Genomic DNA, 18958 nt, shown 5'->3' with positions numbered 1-18958 from the left:
GGCGGAATACAATAAATAAAATTTGACCGGTAATTTTTAACATCAACGAAAGGCGGCATATACAAAACATGAAAACTGCGATCGGCAAAATTGCGGCGGAGATAGAGAAGATAAAGGCCGACGGCCTCTATAAGAACGAGCGTATCATCACGACGCCGCAGCGCGACGTGATAGACACCACCGCCAAGGGCGGCGTCGTCAACATGTGCGCGAACAATTACCTCGGACTCGCGGACAACGCGCGCGTCATCGAGGCGGCCAAGGCGGCCTACGACCGCTGGGGCTACGGCCTCGCCTCCGTGCGTTTTATTTGCGGCACACAGCAGATACACAAGGATCTCGAAGCGGCGGTCAGCCGTTTCTTAGGCATGGAAGACACGGTCCTCTATTCCTCCTGCTTTGACGCCAACGGAGGCGTCTTTGAGCCTCTGCTCTCCGATAAGGACGCGATAATCAGCGATGAGCTGAACCACGCAAGCATCATCGACGGCGTGCGCCTCTGCAAGGCGAAAAAATTCCGCTACAAAAACAACGACATGACTTCGCTGCGCGAGCAGCTCGAGGCGGCAAAAGCGGCCGGCGCGGACATCAAGCTCATCGTCACGGACGGCGTCTTCTCAATGGACGGATATATCGCAAACCTTAAGGGCATCTGCGATCTGGCTGACGAGTATGACGCCCTTGTAATGGTCGACGACAGCCACGCCGTCGGCTTCATGGGCGAGCGCGGACGCGGCACGCACGAATACTGCGGCGTCATGGGGCGCGTCGACATCATCACCGGCACCCTCGGCAAGGCTCTCGGCGGCGCATCCGGCGGCTATGTGAGCGCGAAGGCCGAGATAGTGGAGATGCTGCGCCAGCGCAGCCGTCCCTACCTCTTCTCCAACACGGTCGCGCCCGCGATATGCGGCGCCTCGCTCGAGGTGATCAGGATGCTGGAAGAATCGACGGAGTACCGCGACCGCGTACACGCCAACACGAAATATTTCCGCGAAAAGATGGCGGAGCTCGGCTTCGACATCCTTCCGGGAACGCATCCCATCGTACCGATCATGCTCTACGACGCGAAGGTCGCCTCGGAGTTCGCCTCGCGCCTGCTTGATAAGGGCATCTATGTGACCGGCTTCTTCTACCCCGTAGTCCCACAGGGCAAGGCGAGGGTACGCACACAGGTCTCAGCGGCCCACACGACAGAAGACCTCGACCGGGCGATCGCCGCCTTTACCGAGGTAAAAAAAGAGATGGGGCTGTAAGCCTCCGGCTATAAAGACAAAAACGTGGCCGGCCTGATAAAAATACAGGCCGGCCACGCTATCTCTCAGTATTGCCCTACGCGAAGCCGAGGCGTTCTTTCAGCGCAAGCAGGACATCGGTATTGTTCGCCGTCACCATCAGCATATCGCCCTCTTTAACCTGCGTCTTGCCCGTCGGCGTAACCGTACCGCTGCCGCGCCTGATGAGCATGATACGGACGCTTTCGGGGAATTTCAGCTCCTCCACCGCCATCCCCACGGCCGACGAACCCTTTGTCACGCTCAGCTCATACAGTCCGCCCTGGAGCTCCTCCTCATAGTCGGTAAAGCTGCGCGAGACGAGCGTCTTATCCTCATGATCGAGCTGATCGAGCAGCGATGCCATCGGCGCAAGCAGCGAGCCCTGAATTATGACCGAGGTCAGCGAAATGAAGAAGACCATGTTGAAGATGACATCCCCGTTCGGAAGAGCATAGGTGAGGGCATAAGAGGCAAAGACTATCGACGAAGCGCCGCGCAGACCGACCCATGAGACGAGGAGCTGCGCCTTCTTCGTGTATTTGAACGGCAGTAAAGTGAGAAAAACAGCCGCGGGGCGGATGATGAACATCAGCATCGCGGAGATCGTAAGCGCCGGAAGCCATACCGAAGGCAGCTGCGAGGGGAAGACGAGCAGCCCCAGCGTTACAAAGACCAGTATCTGCATCAGCCAGGAAAAACCGTCGAAAAAACGCACCAACGACGACTTATAGACCAGCTTCATATTTCCCATCACCATACCGGCGATATATATTCCCAGGAACCCGTTGCCCTGCATCACCTGCACCGCAGAATAGATGAGGGCGGCCAGCGTCGCCGCTACTACCGGATAGAGACCGTCGCTGTTGAGCCTTATACGGTTCATCACCCAGGCGCCGGCGAAGCCGAAAGCCAAACCAAGCACCCCTCCGATGACAAACTGCATCACAAACAGCGTGACAAAGCTGAAAAAACTGCTGTCCGGCGCCGTCATGAGACCGATGATGGCAATCGTCAGCATATAGGCGGTAGGATCGTTGCTGCTGCTCTCAAGCTCAAGCAGCGGCGCGAGCGGCGCTTTGAGGTTCAGGTTGTTCGAGCGCAGAATGGAGAAGACCGAGGCGGCGTCGGTACAGGAGACGACCGCGCCAAGCAAAAGGCCCTGGAGCCACGTCAGCCCCACAAGGAGGTAGGCGGCGACGCCGACCAGCACGGCGGTGATGATAACGCCGACTGTCGAAAGCAGCACCCCGGGCACCAGTACCTCCCTGGCGGATTTCCAGCTTGTCGCCATACCGCCGGCAAAAAGGATGTAACATATGGCAAAGTTACCGATGGTGCTTGCGACGGCGGCGTTGTCGAAATAGATGCCGCCGATACCGTCAGAACCCATGATCATCCCCGCGAGGATGAAGAATACGAGCACCGGGATGCCGGCTTTGGTGAGAAAACGGCTGAATGCTATACAAAAAAGCAATATAAGCGAGACAAAAAGAATAAGAGCGTTGATATTATCCATAAAGAGGGCCTCCCTCAGGCATTAAACTGGTCAATGTACCCATAATAACAGAAAATAATTGCAGGAACCACTAAGGAGAGGACGATCCACGGCGGTATTTCTACCTAATTATAATCCGGCCCGAACTAATAACGAAAAGAGCACGGCGGTCTAAAGACCTTCCGTGCTCCGCCCTGTTATACGAATATATCTTCTAAGTCTTTAGTCGTTCGGTCTGATCTTCTTGTAGAATACCGCTTTGCCGTCCTTCGCTTCGAGGATGAAACCGTCCTTGTCCTTCGGATTGTGGAACTCATCCATCGTGAGCTTCGTGTGCATCAGCTGGAGATCCTTTGTCTTTTCAAGGGCGTCGCGCACTTTGACGGGATCGGTGCTGTTCGCGCGTTTGATCGCGTCCGCTAGCCAGTAGACCGAGTCGTAGGCCATGACCGCGTTCATGAATTCCTGACACTCCGTCCCCGCCTGCCTCTTATACTTCGCAAAGAAATCCTTCAGCGCGGGATCTTCCTTAGCGACGTGGCTCACCCAGAAGGTGTTCTTCATCGCCTCTTTGCCGGTGATCTCCCACATAAAGTCGCCGTAGCCGTCGCCGCCAATGATGGGAACATCGATGCCCATTTCACGCGCCTGCTTGACGGAGAGGGGAGTGCACTTGCCCATTGTCGGCAGGACGAGCACATCCGGGTTCGACAGCTTGATCTTCGTCAGCTGGGCACGGAAGTCGACGTCTTCACCGCGGTGGCCCTCGTCGGCAACGATCGTGCCGCCGGCGGCCTTAAAGCTCTTTGTGAAGAACTCGCGGAGACCGTGGGAATAGTCGCTCGATACGTCATAGAGTATCGCGGCCTTCTTCGCCTTAAGGTCCTGCGCGGCGAATACGGCGAGAATTTTTCCCTGATAGGGATCGAGGAAGCAGATACGGAAGTTGTAGGGCTTCACCTTGCCCCTTTCGTCAACCGTTACGTTCGGATTTGTCGGAAGCGTCCCTATGTGAGGGACTTTACCCTGGTTGAATACTGGGGAGGCCGCGATGCAGAGGCCGGAGCCGCTGGGGCCGATGACCGCTACGACTTTGTCCTGCTGGACTAGACGGCGGGCCGCGTTCACCATGTCTTCGTTGCGCGTGCGGCAGTCATACATCACTATCTCAAGTTTCTTTCCGAGAACCCCGCCCTTCGCGTTGATCTCGCTGACTGCCATCTTAACGGCCTCAACTTCAGCGACGCCATAGGCGGCAAAGTCTCCGGTGACAGTAGCTATTTCACCAATTTTGATCGTGTCGGCGGCGAATGCGGGGAGAGCCAGTAGCATAATTGCCAATACTGCGAATAGTTTGCGCATGCAAAAACCTCCTCATAAATTTTCCGTCTTTGATAGATCGGGGTGGGTGCAAGAAAATTCTATCATAGTTTTTACATTTGCAATAGACAAAAGAGCAAAAAAACTTCTTTATCCATATTTTTGTTTCTTAAATTAAGTCATACCACACCTAAAATCTTGTAAAGTAGTAAAATAAATATTTTAAATTAAAAAATAAACTAATAACCCAAAATATTACCCTCACAGTACAAATTAAAAAGAACAACAAAAGGGCACAAAGATAAGCCGTTCACATCAGCTGCGGTCATTGCCATACTTGGCACGATTTCTATTCAGGAAGGCATTCGGCACATATTCTTACCGTAAAAATCGTTGGGAAATATACACTTATAGAAGCTGCTACAACTTTCGCACCAGCAGACGCTTGGTCATTATCCACCGGAAGCAGAGGACGTGGGCGCCCAGAGTCACAAGCCAGGAGACCGGGTAAGAAAGGTAAACCGTGGTGACGGTGTGAAACGCCTCCACATGGAAGAGAGTCGCGATCCATACCAGACGCAGACCACAGGCCCCTAGCAGCGTGACGACCGTCGGCAGCACCGAATAGCCGATGCCGCGCAGCGTCCCCACCATGCCGTCCATCATGCCGCAGAGCGCATAGGTGCTGCAAAGAACCCACATCCGCTGCATCCCCGCGTTTATCACAGCGTCGCTTGAGGAATATATGCCAAGCAGCTCCCTGCCGAAGGCGACGACGAGCGCGCCAAGCACCCCGCCGACCACCAATATACATAGCTGTCCCCGCAGCAGCACCTTATAGATACGTTTGATGCGTCCCGCGCCGAAATTCTGGCTCGTAAATGAGATGATAGCCTGATAGAAGGCGTTCATCGCAAAATAGACAAAGAGCTCTATATTTGCCGCCGCCGAATTGCCAGCCATCACCACCGCGCCAAAAGAGTTGATCGAGGACTGGATAACGACGTTGGATAGGGAAAAAAGAATTCCCTGGACCCCCGCGGGCAGGCCGATCTTCAAAATCTGCACCAGCTTGTCCCTGTCTATCCGCATCTGTGATGGAACAAGCCTGATGCCTCCGCCCTCGCGGCAAAGACAGCGGACGACGAGCAGCGCCGATACACATTGAGATATGACCGTCGCAATCGCGACTCCGGCAACGTCAAGCTTTAGGTTGATGACGAAAAAGAGATTCAGCACCACGTTGATGATGCCGGCGACGACGAGAAAATAGAGCGGGCGCCGCGTATCGCCGACGGCCCGCAGGATCGCGCTGCCGAAATTATATACCATCATCGCGGTCATGCCGAGAAAATAAATGACCAGGTAAAGAGTGGCAAGGCCAAGCACCTCTTCCGGGGTCTGCATCCAGATAAGTATCCGGCGCGCCCCGACGATGCCTATCACCGACAGCAGAATGCCGCTGGCGATCCCCAGCACTATCGAGGTATGGACGGTCTTGGCAAGATCATCCTCCGCCTTCGCCCCGTAATAGCGGGCGGCAAGGACGTTCGTGCCGATTGAAAGGCCGATAAAAAGATTCGTCAACAGCCCGATGAGAGAGGTGTTGGAGCCGACCGCGGCAAGCGAATTATCACCCGCGTAACGCCCGACGACGATAATGTCCGCCGCGTTGAATAGCAGCTGCAGTATACTTGAGCACATCAGCGGGATCGCGAAGAGCAGCATCTTCGGCAAGATGGCGCCGCTGCACATATCTATCTCGTATTTTTTATTATTCAATAACATCTATATCAAACCCACCATTCAATAGCAGTAATAGGCCTCTATATAATTTCCTAAAAACACCCTTGTACGCAGTTAAGACATTTTAACATAACAGCGCCAAGAACGAAGTGGATTTTTGAAAAGAAATAGCGCAACAACCGGCTGTTGTGAATTACTCTGAGTATACGATATATCATCAATGATATTACGATAAACGACCGGTTTTTAATTAATTACGGTACGTGCGAATTGAGACGTGTCTGTGACACAAAAATAACTTTAATTGCTATAAGTCACTCAAGGCAGCTGCAGAAGCAACATAAGACAAAAACCCTGTCCACAACAGGGTTTTTGTCTTATTTTTAAGTGCTTATTTTAACTTCGTTTTGTAGATTTGGTGCCGGACTAAAGACTCTAAGAACACATCTTTGTCCATACTCCATGTAAGTTTTTGCCATAGCTGTCGTCAATTTTTTATTTTCCAAGGCTGAATCCGTACGACATGAAAAACTAGGTTTATTCAGTGATACCAGCACAAATCTAGCTAAGAATTTATATGGCAGAAATTAATGTAACGATGAGCAAACATTAATTTCTGCCATAACATGTCATAGACACAGATTACCTTAGGTGATATGAGATGTAAAGAACTAACAAAAAGTGAACTTCATTAAATTGCACAAAACATACGCAAAAGACTTAGTATCACACATCGCGTAACGTAATATTGGCAACACTCACTTTTTAGAAAAGAACGTTGATGTTGACTATATGACAATACTTGGTGCCGGAGGGGGGGGTCGAACCCCCACGAGGTTTACCCTCGGCGGATTTTGAGTCCGCTGCGTCTGCCATTCCGCCACTCCGGCTTTCGTCTGGTATCATCAAAAAAGATAATCAACCATGAGCCTCCGCTTAGGCACGCGAAATATGGTAGCATCTACGCCCGGATTTTGCAAGGCGTTTCGGCCACGGCACAGCGGCGGCGTATAGATCGGCGCTTCCATTGAGCTGACTGACGGCGGCCTTTTTTGCGTTTCACATAATTCGTGATAATACCCTTAAAATACCGCGCCGGCATCTGCTGCCACACAAAGTCTATACTGAAAGGTCCTGTGTCTTTGCCGTCAGCCTGGCAGCCGCCATTGGAAGACGAAGTTACATAAATTTAGATTTAGGCGGCGAGGTCCACCAGTTCCAGACCTCCTCCCCCGTCTCCCATCTGGTCTCTCTGCCCTTTGCGCGTCTTGCCTGCAGCATTTTTTCAAAGGCACAGATATAAAGGTCTTTGTACTTCGGCCACCGAAATGAATCACGAAGCTGCTTCTTCCAACCGCCCATAGGACAGCATATGCAGCCTAGCCTTTTGAATCCTTCATTGTAGAGAGGGCAATATGAGACGGAATTGCCTGTTATGTATTCCCAGACTTCATTCGTGGTCCAATCAAAAATAAGGTGAATGTATCTTTTAGAGGGATTCTTACTATCGGTTTCAAACCGCTGTCTCTTGGAGCGTCTGGTGCTCTCCGCAAGCCGGATGCCTGTGATTACCGTCCTTCCAAGACCGCCGCGTTCTTTAAGGTAGCGGCAGCAGTAACGCGCGATACGGGTCGGCGGCATTCCTGCTTTGACTATCAGCCCCCACATCGACATTTCCGGCCTGTCCCAGATTATCTCCCGCTGTGCCGCGATAAAATAGACCAGTTCGGGGGGATCTACGGTGGTAACATTGTAGTGAGCGTCATACTTGACACCGCTCCTGCGCACAAGGTCGAGAATCACCGTGCTGTCTTTTCCGCCGCTGTAGGCCACATAATAACCATCCGGCGGCTCATTCTTCCTGAGAATTTCTAACGCTTCTTCTGTCTTTTCGTCTAATGTCATATTCTCTCACCATATTTCCGCCTGTCTTTCAGTAAACAGATGCCATTTGAGGCATCAGACCTTTTACCCTCACGATATTTGTGAAGAACCTCCCAATCTCTTCTATTCACGATAGAATAGGCGAAAGACGAAATCTACGGTACATAAAAAGGCTGAACCTGTACCGCGTCTTTCCATTTATAGGTGAGACATTGTAAAAACCATATGTAATACATACGGCTGACATAACGGCTGAAAAGATATTTGCCCCGCAGCAGGCTGTAATATAATATAATAGATAAAAATATGTACTCAGGAGGCCTTGATGTGAAGACCATCACTCTGGCACACTATACAATGAAGGATATTGAACCCGCGCCTTGGGTCGAAACGTGGGAAAACCTGATGAAGTTCGGTTCGCGCATGGCGCCTAAGCTGATACCGCTCGGCTTCAAATTAAAGCTGCGCAAGGTGATTTTGGACGAGCTCACGCAGGATAACCTCATGACGGCGAATATGGTGACAATCGAATGTGAGGAGGCCGGCACGCCAGAGACTCCTATCGAGAATCTGCTGATGCTGGAACTCGACTTCACCCCCTGCAGCGAGTGTAAAACGCCCGGTGGACAGGAGTTTCCCTGCCGCACCTTTACCAGCTTCAGCGGCGATATATGCCAGGCCCTGCCGGAGGAGTTTTTTATGGAGGCGACGCTGCGCGTAGCCTTTAAATCACAGCACGAATGCGGCTGCCACTGCGGAGACTGCGACTCCTGCGCGAGCGGCTGCGGCGACGAGGAGGCCGGCGTCCGCACCGACGGCTGCGGCGAGGAAGGCCATCATCACGACCACGGAGATAAGGATTAGAGACATGGCACATTTCAACGTTATCACAAAGGGCGGAGACAAAGGTACGACCTCGCTGGCAAACGGCGAACGCATCGCGAAGGACGACCGCGTAGTAGAACTCTACGGCACGATCGACGAATGCCAGGCGGCACTGGGAATGGCGCGCGCCTTCTGCGAGGAAGAGAAGACCGCGCAGGACATTTATTTCATCGAGGATTATCTCTTCGGAGCGATGGCCTATTACGCAAAGTGCGACTACCCCGCTCCCGATCCGGCGATCATGGAAAATATGGCGGCCCGCGTCACGGAGTCCCTGCCGGAGGGCGGCATGACCTTTGTGCGCCCCGGCGACAGCCGCTGCGGCTCCGCGCTGCACCTGGCCCGCACGATTGCGCGCCGTGCCGAACGGATCGCGACGCCGCTCTTCCGCGAGGGAAAGTTAGAAGAGAAGGGATATCAATTCCTCAACCGCCTCTCCGACGTCATCTATCTGCTGTCGCTGAAGGTCGACGCCGACGCTAAAAAATAGCGCCCCCCAAAGAGTCCGTATAATATCCGTGCCCGTATCCTCAGGAGATACGGGCGCTTTTTCGTCGTTTATGAGCGGCCTGCGTGCCGCGCCTGTCTGCCGTTATTTATCCTGATTTTCATCCGTCTCCGTGGAGAACCGCTTCCAGAGGCGCTTGAGGCGATCTTCTATTCTGCCCTCCGCTCCGAGTCTGCCTGGGAAATAGAAGCGGCGCACCTCGGGCATGTAGGCCTGCGGCACCCAGTGGCCGGGGCTGTCGTGCGGGTAGACATATCCCTCGCCGTCGTTGCGCAGGTGACTCGGCACCTCCATTATCTTTCCCTCGCGGACATTCTGCTGCGCCGCCTTGATCGCGAGATAGGCGCTGTTGCTCTTCGGCGCGGCGGCAAGATAAATGACCGCTTCGCCGAGGATCAGGTTCGCCTCTGGCATGCCGACGCGGTCAACGGCGGCGGCGGCGTTCTGCGCGACGACAAGCGCCATCGGGTCGGCAAGGCCGACGTCTTCCGCGGCGAATATGCAGAGGCGGCGCGTAATGAAGCGGATATCGTCGCCGCCCTCGAGCATCCGCGCAAGCCAGTAGAGCGCGGCGTCGGGGTCCGAACCGCGCATGCTCTTTATCAGCGCCGAGATCACCGCGTAGTGATCGTTGGAACTTCTGTCATAACGCTGCGTGGCGGCACCGGTGCTCTGCGCGACGATCTCGTCGGTGAGCAGCGAGCCGCCGCCCATCGCCGCCGCCGTTACGGAGGCCTCAAGCCTCGTCAGCGCCTGGCGCGCGTCGCCGCCGGCCAGCGCGGCGATCCGCTCGATCGTCTCCGCCTCAGCGCGCACGCCAAGACGGCCCAGCCCGCGTTCTTCGTCGTTCAGGGCCCGCGTCAGCAGTTCGCAGATATCTTCGTCTTTCAGCGGTTCCAGGGTGTAGACGACCATGCGCGAAAGCAGCGTCTTGTTGATCTCAAACCAGGGATTTTCCGTAGTCGTACCGATAAGGATGAGGTCACCAGTCTCGACGGACGGCAGCAGAACGTTCTGCTGTTTGCTGTTGAAATGGTAGATCTCATCGACAAAGGCGATCGCGGAACGTCCCGATATTTTTTTCTCGCCGCGCGCGCGCTCGACAAGCTCGCGCAGGGTCTCGACCTTCGCGCTGACGGCGTTTATCTCAAGCAGCACGCGGCCTGTAGTACGCGCGATAAGGCGAACCAGCGTAGTCTTTCCGACGCCGGGCGGCCCGTAGAGGATGCAGCTCGGAGCCTTGCCTCCATCGAGCATACTGCGCAGTGCCTTTCCCGGCGCCAGAACATGCCGCTGTCCCACATATTCGTCGAGAACACGCGGCCTCATACGCTCCGCAAGAGGCACCTCAAAGCTGATATTTTCTTCGCCGCCCTCAAAAAGGCTCGTTTCCGCCATCGTTATATCTTTTTACGTTCAATGAAACGCGTTATGTCGAGTGAATTTTTCGGTGCGTTAAGCGGCGCTTCGCATTCCGTGACAACCCTTGCCAGAGGATAGCGCGGCGAGAGGAAATCGCTTATTACCTCGGCCCATTTGCGTCCCATCGCCGAGGTGTCAAAGGAGGGGTTCTTCTTCCAGTCATCGGGAGTAAATACTTTCTCCGGATCGACATAGAAGCCCCCCACTCCAAGCGAGGCGGCGCGGGTAAGCCAGCAGTCCGTCGTCGGCGAGGGATCGGCGGGAACGGCGAAGATAAAGGAGGCGGCGTTAGACAGCCAGCGCTCACCCTTCTTAGCGTAGATCTCGCGGTACTCCCACGGCACGATCTGCTCACGCGCGTTCAGCGCTTCGACAAAATCGGTCATAAGCGGATAGGTCACGTCGGCCCAGCCGCTCCACGCCGGTTCGTCTCTCTGCACCAGCACAGCGCGCATTCCCGCGCGCCGCGCGCCCTGGAGATCGTAGAGGAAATCCCCCACGTAGAGGCAGCGGCGCGGTTCCACTCCGATTGCGGCGGCGGCGGCGAGCAGGGCCCGCGGGTCGGGCTTGACCCAGTCCATATTGTCACGTCCCCAGGTCTGCGCCGGGAGTTCGAGGCCGATTACCTCCGCCCCGCGCCTGATCACCTCCATGCAGTTACGCGAGAGGATGCAGTATGGTATGTTGTTTTTATTAAGCCATTTGATCAGCTCAAAGGCTCCGGGAACCGGCTCGGCCTTCTCCGCGCCGGCCATTTCAAGCTCCACCAGCTCTTTGAGCATCGCCTCGCGCCTATCGGGCGCAAGCGTCCAAGAGTCCTCAAGCAGCATCGCCCGCCGGCCGCCGTAATATTTTTCGCGGATGCCGGAAAAATCCAGTTTAGTCTCGGCGATAACGCCGTCCCAATCCAATAAAAATCCGGAAGCCCCCGCAGGGCTCCAAAAGGGCGCCTTTATGCACATGTTATCCTCCCGAAATTCATCACAATAAATTCACAAGCAGCTCAGCCATTATATTCTCTGCGAAAGGGCAGAGTCAGACACAGTTATATTATAACCCAATTAACGACAATTTTTTTATTTTTGCATACAAGTAAAATGTTTTTATCTTCATTGGCGGAAACCACAGCACGGCTCGTCTGCCTGACGATGCCGCCGCCCAAGCGTACAAATATTCACGCGCTGCCAGGCTTTTGCATATCAGGCATCGGAGAAAGACAGAGAAAGACCCCGCCTGGCCGTGTATGGGAGGTCTTGACCCGATCCTAAACAAGGATATAGGAGCGTATCCGCTTAACCTGGTCGATACTTACGTATCTCCGCCGCCTTCGGAAGACGATCCAAACGGGTTTATTTGTTGGCTCAAGACTCAACCCATATCACACGCACCCAGCAGGGTAAATGGTATGGCTGATGTTTATTGACTTAGATTATAGCCCCGAAATCGAAAAAAACAAGTGGTACGGCGAAAAATTGTAACAAATATGCATAAATCGCGTAGTATTTGCCGATTTTGTCTCAGCCTCTCAACGCTTCTAGCTCCTCACGGATGTTGTCGCGCAGCCAGAGCCCGACCTCCGGCGAGGCCAGCATTGCACGGTCACCGTCAAGCGCCTCGACTATTTCGTCGGTGTCGAGCAGGAATTCGCGTCCGTTGATGATATGGCGGTATCGCCAGTGGACGTTGGGCGAGCCCATAACCAGCGTCATAACAGTCGCCGGCATATCCCCCAGCGGCGGCCGGTCGACGCTGCCGTACTGGAATGTCGCGGTGATGGTAGTTCCTACGCCCACCGTGGAGTCGATCACCAGCCCGCCGCCGCAGAGCTCAGCCGACTGCCGCAGGAAGGGCAGCCCCATACCTACGCGGCGCGTCGTCCTCGTGGTCGTGAAGGGGTCGGTCACCTTAGCGACAAACTCCGGACTCATACCGCGTCCGTTGTCCTTGACCGAAAAGAGGAGCAGATCTTCTCTCTCATCCTCTTTTATCGTGATTTCCACCTCGTCGGCTCCGGCCATCGTACTGTTTTCTGAGATATCCAATACGTGCGCGGAGAGATCTTCAAGCATGCCGTTTCCTCCTTTTTACAATCGTTTATCTATTTTTATTCGATTATGACTAATAATCGCTCTTGATAGTATAATCATATCATGCTATACCTTGATGACGATCATATTTTTTGAGGAGGCACACATGATAAATATTGCGATCCACGGACATTTCTACCAGCCTCCGCGTGAAGATCCTTGGACGGGTACCGTCCTCCATGATCCAACCGCCGCACCGGCGCACGATTGGAATGAACGCGTATGCTCCGAATGCTACCTGCCAAACAGCTGTGCCAGGATACTCGGTATGGACGGGCGCATTAAAACGGAGATCAACAATTACGCAAGGCTGAGCTTCAATTTCGGCCCCACGCTCCACAGATGGATAGAAAACCATTCGCCGTCGCTCAATAAGACGCTGATAGAATCACAGTCGAGAGCGATCGCCCAGGCCTATAACCATATAATTATGCCGCTGGCCTCGGAACGGGATAAACTTACGCAGACAGTATGGGGCATGGAGGACTTCAAATACCGCTTCGGACGCGCGCCTAAGGGCATGTGGCTGCCTGAGACGGCCGTCGATATCCCCACGCTTGAGACGCTCGCCGCGCGCGGCGTCGAGTTTACGATTCTCGCCCCGCACCAGTGCAGGGCGGTGATTATCGATTCAAGCCCCGTCCTCACCTCCAGAGGGGCGAACCTGGACGTAACGCGTCCCTACCGCTGCGAGCTTCCCTCTGGACGTTCGATAACGATAATCTTCTACCATGCAGGACTGGCGCAGGGCATCGCCTTCGGCGGGCTCCTCAATAACGGCGACCTGTTCAAGGATGCCGCTGTGCGCGCCGCGGCGGAGGGAGAAGACCGTATCCTTGTGACCGCGACCGACGGCGAGAGCTACGGCCATCATCACAAGTTCGGCGAGATGGCCCTCGCGCGGATGTTTGAACAGATGGAGCTGGACGAGAGGATAAATCTGCCCTCTATCGAAGAATTTCTCAAGAAGCATCCGCCCACGGCAAGCTGCCTGATCGAAGAAAACACCTCATGGTCCTGCGCCCACGGCATCGAACGCTGGCGCAGCGACTGCGGCTGCCATACGGGCGGAGAGACCGGCTGGAACCAGGAATGGCGCGGACCGCTGCGGGAGGCCTTCGATAATCTCGCCGCCGCCGTCGACGAGCTGTTCGAGGAAAAGATATCGCCCTACGGCGATCCCTGGCAGCTGCGCAACGAAGCAATCGAACTATACAGATGCGGACTCACACTCAGCGAGGAAGAGGCCGCCGCGCGCAGGCTGGCCTTTACGACCGAAAGGTTCGGCGATATCTCGGAGGAGATATCCGACAGGATCACAGATCTGATCGAGATGGAGCGTATGCGGATGTTTACCTACACCTCATGCGCCTGGTTCTTCAACGACATCTCAGGCGTCGAGACGAAGCAGATCATCTCTTACGCCATCCGCGCCGCGCAGCTCGCGGAGACGGCATCCGGCAGGGCATTTATCAAACCGCTGCTGGAAGATCTCAAAAAGGCGCGCGGCAACACCACGGAACGTCCGAACGCCGCCGCGGTGGCGGTACGAGATATCATGCCGCGCATGAAAGAACACCTTGACATGCAAACGGCCAGTGAAAAAAATACAGACGGATCGGAGAAGATGAACGGAATGAACTATGGAACAAACCTTGCAAGCTCACTGCTCGCGACGCTCGAGCACGACCCTGCCTTTAGAAATACCGCCTATTTTTCAATGGAGATCGCGCTTATGCCGGAGATACCGACCTATTCTGGCGGCCTAGGCGTACTCGCGGGAGATATTTTAAAGAGCTCCGCCGACCTTGGGGTGCCGATGGTGGCAATGACGCTGCTCTATAAAAAGGGTTATTTCGCGCAGAAGATCAATAAGGAGGGACGGCAGACGGAGTATCCCGTGGACTGGAATCCGCGTGACTTTATGACGCAGCTGCCAAACCGCGTAACAATCACGATGAACGGACACCCAGTGACCATCGGAGCATGGTGTTACATGCTTGTCGGGCAGACGGAGCACCCGCTGCCGATCTATTTCATCGACACCGACCTGCCCGAAAATTCTCCCGAGGACCGGCAGCTCACAGCCGAGCTCTACGGCGGCGACAACAAGTACCGCCTCTGTCAGGAGCTTATCCTCGGCATCGGCGGCCTGCGTCTGCTGCGCGACATGGGTTACCGCAACATTTCGACCTTCCACCTCAACGAGGGACACGCGGGCTTCCTCACGCTTGAGCTGCTGCGTGAGCAGGGCTACGGCGATATCGAAAAGGTCAAGAATCAGGTCATCTTCACGACGCATACGCCGGTGGCGGCGGGACACGACTTCTTCTCCTACGACCTCATCGACGAGGTTATGGACGGCGACGTCGCCCAGATACTGCGCCAGCACGTTGGCGGCAACGGCCTTTCAATGACCGACCTGGCGCTGAAGCTCTCCCGCTACGTCAACGGCGTCTCGCACAAGCACGCGCTCGTGAGCCGCGCGATGTTCGGCAACGAGTCGATAGACTGGATCACAAACGGCGTCCATTCGACGACCTGGACCTCGCCGAGCTTCACAAAACTTTACGACACGTATATCCCCGGATGGCGCAACGATCCCTCGCGGCTGATGCAGGCGCTGCACATCCCAGATGAAGAGCTGTGGAACGCCCATCAGGCGGCGAAGATGAAGCTGCTCGCTTTCGTTCTCGAAGAGACGGGACAGCAGCTGGAGCCCGACGTGCTGACGATCGGCTTCGCGCGCCGCGCCGCGACCTACAAGCGGGCGGACCTAGTCTTCTCAGACATCAGGAGGCTCGTGGAGATCGGCAAAGGCAAGGTGCAGTTCATCTTCTCCGGCAAGGCGCATCCCCACGACGAACCGGGGAAGGACATCCTCCAGAAGATAAACAACATTGCGCGGGAGCTCGGCACGGAGCTTCCAGTCGTCTTCATCGAAAACTACAACATGGGTCCCGCAAAGTTCATCACCTCAGGCGTGGACGTCTGGCTCAACACGCCGATACGTCCGCGCGAGGCCTCCGGCACGAGCGGTATGAAGTGCGTCCACAACGGCATTATGAACTTTTCCGTTCTCGACGGCTGGTGGATAGAGGGCTGCATAGAGGGCAAGACCGGCTGGGCGATCGGGCCGGAGCCTACTGAGAACGGAATGGTGGAGTATAACGAGGCCGAGGACGCCGTAGACCTCTATAATAAGCTTGAAGAGAATATCATCCCCACCTATTACACAGACCGTAAGAGGTGGATAAGCATGATGAAATTCGCAATCGCAGTGAACGCAAGCTACTTCAATACACACAGGGTGGTGCACGAGTATTGTGAAAAGGCTTATGGTACCGTATTCCGCGGACATTAAAATGGAAAGGGAAAACGAGTTTGTACTAAAGATACTGCACGTGTCGCCGGAATGCGCCCCACTAGCTAAAAAGGGGGGCCTCGGAGACGTGGCCGGTTCGCTGCCGAAGGCGCTGCGTAAAAACGGCATTGACGCGCGTGTGCTGATGCCGGGCTGGCCCGGCGTGCTCGACAGGGCACGGGAGCTCTCCGCGCTGCCCAGCCGACCGCTGGGCACGGTCTCCGTCGCGCTCAACTGGCGCTCGCTCTCCGCGAAGCTCTGGCGTGCCAGCATCGACGGGCTGCCGGTCTATATTCTCGAAAACGGCGAGCTCTTCGACAACGAAAATATCTATCCCGAGGAGATGAGCGCCGCGGCCGCCGAGCCGATGATATTCCTCTCCTACGCGGCCTTTGAACTCTCCCGCACCGCGCGCTGGAAGCCGCAGATCATCCACGCGCACGACTGGCCGACGGCGATCATCCCCAGCGCCCTGCGCTGGCACCGCCACTACGCCTCCATGGCCGGAGATTTCGATACCGTCTATACAATACACAACATGGCGCATCAGGGGCTCTTCCAGCAGGAATGCCTCAACGGCTGGGGTTTTATTCCAGACTCTTTCTCCGCGCTAGACCCCACGTCGCTTGAATTCTATGGTCTAGTCAACCTCATGAAAGGCGCGATAAACACCTCGGAGGCCATTACGACCGTGAGCCCCAGCTATTCGTGGGATATCCAGACACACGACGGAGGCTTCGGCCTCGACGGCGTTATGTCCACAAACAAGGGCAAGCTGCGCGGTATTCTGAACGGCATCGACTATGACGTCTGGAATCCGCACAGAGACCCGCTGCTGCCGGCGCACTACGATATCAGCCGCCGCGAAGGCAAGAAGACCTGCCGCCGCGCACTGATGGAGGGCTTCGGCTGGGACGACGACGGACGGCCTCTGATAATCTTCGTCGGACGCCTCACAGAGCAGAAGGGCGTCGACATCATGCTTGAGGCATTGGAACGCTTCATGCCCGATAAGATATACGCCCTCATCATCGGCTCCGGCAATGAGTTTTACAACAGGAAGCTCGCGGACTTTGAGGCCTCTCACTCCGCCTCGGTACGCACGGTGACGGCCTTCAGCGAGGAGAGGGCTCATCTCGCCTACGCCGCTGGAGACATCCTGCTGATGCCCTCCCTATTTGAGCCCTGCGGCCTTTCACAGCTCATCGCCTTCGCCTACGGCACGATCCCCGTGGCGCGCGCCACCGGCGGCCTCGCCGACACCGTCATCGACGCGGACAGTTCGCCGGACGGCACCGGTTTTCTCTTTGCCGACTACAGCATCTCCGAGCTGGAAGCGGCGCTCAACCGCGCCCTCATGGCAAAAGAGGAGCCCGAACGATGGAACAGGATCGTAAGAAACGCAATGAAGGAGGACTTCTCCTGGAACTCCTCGGCGAAGGAATATGCGGCGCTGTACAGGGATGTCATCACCGCCGATTAATAGACGTTTATATTTAAATGGACTATAATAACGTCTAATAAGACAGGCGCTGGCAATAAGAACTAGTTTCATAGTCGTAATCCTTTGAAAAGGAGGCCATCTTTATGATTCACGGAAAATATGGGCGCGTACTGGGAATGGTCCTTGCAGGTGGAAAGGGCGAGCGTCTGATGCCTTTGACGAGGTATCGTGCTAAGCCGGCCGTACCCTTCGCCGCAAAATACCGCATCATAGATTTCGCCCTCTCTAATATGGTAAACAGCGGGCTCTTTTCAATCTACTGCCTCATCCAGTTCAAGAGCCAGTCGCTCCACGAGCATATCGGCAAGGGCTGGCAGTTCGGGAGCGCGCTGCGCGGCCGTGATTTCTTCGTCAACGTAGTACCCGCGCAGATGTGGGACGGGGAACGCTGGTACGAAGGTACGGCGGACGCGATCTTTCAGAACATGCACCTCGTGACGCTCTTTGACGCCGACCGCATCTGCATCTTCGCCGCGGACCATGTTTATAAGATGGACGTCGAACAGATGCTGGCGTATCACATGGACAACAACGCAGACATCACCGTGGCGGCCTACGTCGTCCCCTCCTCGGAGGCGAGCCAGTTCGGCTGCATCGCGACCGACGCGGAGGGACGCATCATAGATTTCGTCGAAAAGCCCGCCGTTCCGCCCGAGATCCCCGGACGCCCCGGCTACAGCTTCGTCTCCATGGGCAACTATATCTTTGAACGTGAGATCCTTGAAGAATCGGTCCTCTCGGACAACGAACGCAAGGACAGCACCCACGACTTCGGACGCGACATCCTGCCGATGCTCTTCAAGGGCTACAAGCTCATGGCCTACGACTTTTCGACCAACAAGCTGCCCGGCGACGACCGTCCCTATTGGAAGGACGTGGGAAGCATCAAGGCCTACTGGGAGGCGCACATGGACCTGCTGCGCCACCCCTCGGCGCTTTCTCTCTACAACCAGCAGTGGCCCATCAGGACAGTATCTTATTCGGATCCGCCTGGATTCACCTACCCCGCCAACGACCACTCCTGCTCCGTGGACGGCTGCCTCCGCGCCGAGGCGAGCCGCGTGCTCGGCGCATATGTGCGCAAGAGCGTGCTCTCACGCAATTGCGTGATAAACTCCGGCTCCGTCATCGAAGAGACGATCATCGGACAAAACGTCCATATCGGTGAAAACTGCCGTCTGCGCCGCGTGATCGTAGACGCGCACAACGTCATACCGGACGGCACCTCGATAGGCTTCGACCCCGAGGCCGACGCCGAACGCTACCATGTCGACCCGTCGTCGGGACTTGTCGTCGTCGGCATGCCGAAGATACAGCTGCGCAAAAAACTCCAGATCCCCGGCTCCTATGAAAACATGTTCACCACCGACGGCTCCGGTTTCTAAGGACAGCTAAAAGATACGAAAAAACCCGCTCTCACTGAGCGGGTTTTTCTGTATTTATGCGGTCAGCCCCTGTCCGTCAGG

At 55.4% G+C, this 18958-nt stretch carries 13 protein-coding genes and 1 tRNA gene; 6 read left to right on the top strand and 8 right to left on the bottom strand.

What is annotated here, in order from left to right; all coding sequences use genetic code 11:
• Positions 1 to 68 precede the first annotated feature (68 nt).
• Positions 69 to 1256 (top strand): glycine C-acetyltransferase, encoded by a 1188-nt coding sequence (locus BED41_RS04600; protein WP_066743548.1) that lies wholly within the window; start codon positions 69 to 71, stop codon positions 1254 to 1256.
• Positions 1257 to 1332: 76 nt separating this feature from the next.
• On the opposite strand, the gene BED41_RS04595 is transcribed toward BED41_RS04600, so the two are convergent.
• The 5 genes from BED41_RS04595 to BED41_RS04575 form a co-directional block, all read right to left on the bottom strand.
• Positions 1333 to 2793 carry a potassium/proton antiporter gene (locus BED41_RS04595; protein WP_066743546.1) on the bottom strand — a complete coding sequence of 487 codons (1461 nt, stop codon included), beginning with the start codon at positions 2791 to 2793 and terminating at the stop codon, positions 1333 to 1335.
• A 201-nt stretch (positions 2794 to 2994) separates the two neighbouring features.
• Positions 2995 to 4134 carry an ABC transporter substrate-binding protein gene (locus BED41_RS04590; RefSeq protein ID WP_066743544.1) on the bottom strand — a complete coding sequence of 380 codons (1140 nt, stop codon included), beginning with the start codon at positions 4132 to 4134 and terminating at the stop codon, positions 2995 to 2997.
• A gap of 378 nt (positions 4135 to 4512) precedes the next feature.
• Entirely contained in the window at positions 4513 to 5880 is a 1368-nt protein-coding gene (locus BED41_RS04585; RefSeq protein WP_066743542.1) for an MATE family efflux transporter, read from the bottom strand.
• Positions 5881 to 6641: 761 nt separating this feature from the next.
• Positions 6642 to 6728 (bottom strand) — tRNA-Leu (locus tag BED41_RS04580).
• 289 nt (positions 6729 to 7017) lie between these two features.
• The gene (locus tag BED41_RS04575; protein ID WP_066743541.1) at positions 7018 to 7743 is read right to left on the bottom strand and encodes a phosphoadenosine phosphosulfate reductase family protein; all 726 of its coding nucleotides are present in this window, start codon (positions 7741 to 7743) and stop codon (positions 7018 to 7020) included.
• Positions 7744 to 8049: 306 nt separating this feature from the next.
• Here BED41_RS04575 and BED41_RS04570 point away from each other — a divergent pair, with 306 nt between their 5' ends.
• The gene (locus tag BED41_RS04570) at positions 8050 to 8586 is read left to right on the top strand and encodes a DUF2703 domain-containing protein (RefSeq protein ID WP_066743540.1); all 537 of its coding nucleotides are present in this window, start codon (positions 8050 to 8052) and stop codon (positions 8584 to 8586) included.
• A gap of 4 nt (positions 8587 to 8590) precedes the next feature.
• Positions 8591 to 9097 carry a cob(I)yrinic acid a,c-diamide adenosyltransferase gene (locus BED41_RS04565; protein ID WP_066743539.1) on the top strand — a complete coding sequence of 169 codons (507 nt, stop codon included), beginning with the start codon at positions 8591 to 8593 and terminating at the stop codon, positions 9095 to 9097.
• Between the two features lie 102 nt (positions 9098 to 9199).
• Here the strand turns inward: BED41_RS04565 and BED41_RS04560 are convergent, their stop codons facing one another.
• The 3 genes from BED41_RS04560 to BED41_RS04550 all read right to left on the bottom strand — a co-directional run bounded on the left by BED41_RS04560 (position 9200) and on the right by BED41_RS04550 (position 12606).
• A complete protein-coding gene (locus BED41_RS04560) occupies positions 9200 to 10513 on the bottom strand; it encodes a replication-associated recombination protein A (protein ID WP_066743537.1) in 1314 nt (437 codons plus the stop codon).
• A gap of 2 nt (positions 10514 to 10515) precedes the next feature.
• Positions 10516 to 11499: an HAD family hydrolase gene (locus tag BED41_RS04555; protein WP_066743535.1), complete on the bottom strand. Its 984-nt coding sequence runs from the start codon at positions 11497 to 11499 to the stop codon at positions 10516 to 10518.
• Positions 11500 to 12054: 555 nt separating this feature from the next.
• A complete protein-coding gene (locus BED41_RS04550) occupies positions 12055 to 12606 on the bottom strand; it encodes an ATP-binding protein (RefSeq protein WP_066743534.1) in 552 nt (183 codons plus the stop codon).
• 124 nt (positions 12607 to 12730) lie between these two features.
• Between BED41_RS04550 and glgP the strand changes: the two genes are divergently transcribed.
• The 3 genes from glgP to glgC all read left to right on the top strand — a co-directional run bounded on the left by glgP (position 12731) and on the right by glgC (position 18877).
• Positions 12731 to 15988: an alpha-glucan family phosphorylase gene (glgP, locus tag BED41_RS16915; RefSeq protein ID WP_168160229.1), complete on the top strand. Its 3258-nt coding sequence runs from the start codon at positions 12731 to 12733 to the stop codon at positions 15986 to 15988.
• Between the two features lies 1 nt (position 15989).
• On the top strand, positions 15990 to 17471 hold the full coding sequence (locus BED41_RS04540; protein WP_066743531.1) for a glycogen synthase: 1482 nt from the start codon (positions 15990 to 15992) through the stop codon (positions 17469 to 17471).
• A gap of 104 nt (positions 17472 to 17575) precedes the next feature.
• A complete protein-coding gene (gene glgC / locus BED41_RS04535; RefSeq protein ID WP_066743524.1) occupies positions 17576 to 18877 on the top strand; it encodes a glucose-1-phosphate adenylyltransferase in 1302 nt (433 codons plus the stop codon).
• Positions 18878 to 18958: the final 81 nt, after the last annotated feature.

The organism is Cloacibacillus porcorum (assembly GCF_001701045.1).
GTDB classification, from domain to species: Bacteria; Synergistota; Synergistia; order Synergistales; family Synergistaceae; genus Cloacibacillus; species Cloacibacillus porcorum.
The sequence above is the reverse complement of the archived record's forward strand: the minus strand, read 5'-3'. Positions and strand labels throughout refer to the sequence as shown.